This window comes from Limosilactobacillus gorillae (genome assembly GCF_001293735.1).
Taxonomy (GTDB): domain Bacteria; phylum Bacillota; class Bacilli; order Lactobacillales; family Lactobacillaceae; genus Limosilactobacillus; species Limosilactobacillus gorillae.
On the sequence record NZ_BCAH01000054.1, the window covers coordinates 1 to 1,297 of the forward strand.

Sequence of the window (1,297 nt, forward strand, 5' to 3'; positions counted from 1 at the left end):
TCAAAGGCCGCGGCCTTTGGCGCCAGAGCCTGGTAGTGTTGGTCGCCGATTGCCGCTAGGGTATGAACCAACCAGTACATTTTAGTGGGGTCGAAATCTAGCGTGGTTTTCTTGTAAGCTGCCGGGGTATCGAGTACGTTGGCGTAAAATGGCACTAGAGCGTTAAAGGTGTTAGGTCCAAATGAAAGCCAGTGCACGGCAGCCCGGTCTAATAAAACACCAGAGCGAATTTGCAAAATGTGCAGTTCTAGGTTCCGGTTTATAGCGATTGGCCGAAGTGCAGCGCCCTTATCCCCTTCGTAAGGATCATACTTGGTCCCTTGGAAGTGTGAAGACATTGCCTGCTTGATGTCTTCAACCGCCAACCGATGCTTGGGATGGCAAATAAAGGGCAGATCCATTTGGCGGGGGTTGTCCCCGTTTTCAACCCCAAATTGCTTTTGGACGTACCAAACCCGCGGGTTATTATAACGCATATCCTGGTAGGTGTGCGATCCACAGATACGGCGTAGATTGTAGCCGTCATCGTCTGGGTTCAACCTATTCTGGTCAATCCACTCCTTCAGGCCAGGACTAGCCAGCGTATCCTCACTTTCGAAGTCATAGGCAGTGATACTAAAGCGGTTAGACGCGATAACAAAGGCATCGGCAGGAATCTTAATTGCCGCCCAGTGGTGGCCACCAATTGTCTCTAAGTACCAGACCTCGTCCTGGTCGGCAAAGGCGATCCCGTTAGATTCATAGGTTCCCGTCTCTTGTAACAGTGCCCCCAGACGTTTTACTCCTTGGCGAGCCGATTTGATGTATGGTAACACCAGGGTTACGAAATCCTCTTCCCCGATCCCGCTTTCCTCATTATAGGGATCTAAGCCCAGGATTCGCGGATTGGTCGTCGAGGTCTCGGTTGCCGTCATGGCCACGTTAGCCCGGTTAATACCGGCCGCAGCAAAAATACCAGCACTTGGATCGGCATCCGGTGTTGAAGTGTAGGCAAGCGGTCGATCTGGTAGATCACACTCAAATTTAGTTGTTTTTGACGTGTAATGATGGGGCTGGTCCGTTGGTAAGATCATTTTGAAGGTCTGCGGGTTAAAGGCGTTACCGTAGTCTTCCTGGCGAGCAATTATTGGTGCATGATCTAAACTTGCATCCTTACCAACCAAAATTGTGGTACAAGGCATCAAAATTCCTCCTTTTTCGATCAGTAGCATCTTTTATGGTGATTATAGAGTGTTTAACTCCGAGCCCACGAGACCTCTCTACATCTCGTATGCCGTCTTCTGCTTGAAAAAAAAAA

The 1,297-nt window shown here is 49.6% G+C and carries 1 protein-coding gene; it reads right to left on the reverse strand.

What is annotated here, in order from left to right:
* A partial coding sequence (locus AOQ57_RS08055) for a C69 family dipeptidase (RefSeq protein WP_093626910.1) occupies positions 1 to 1,181 on the reverse strand: 1,181 nt, incomplete at its 3' end.
* Between the last annotated feature and the right edge of the window lie 116 nt (positions 1,182 to 1,297).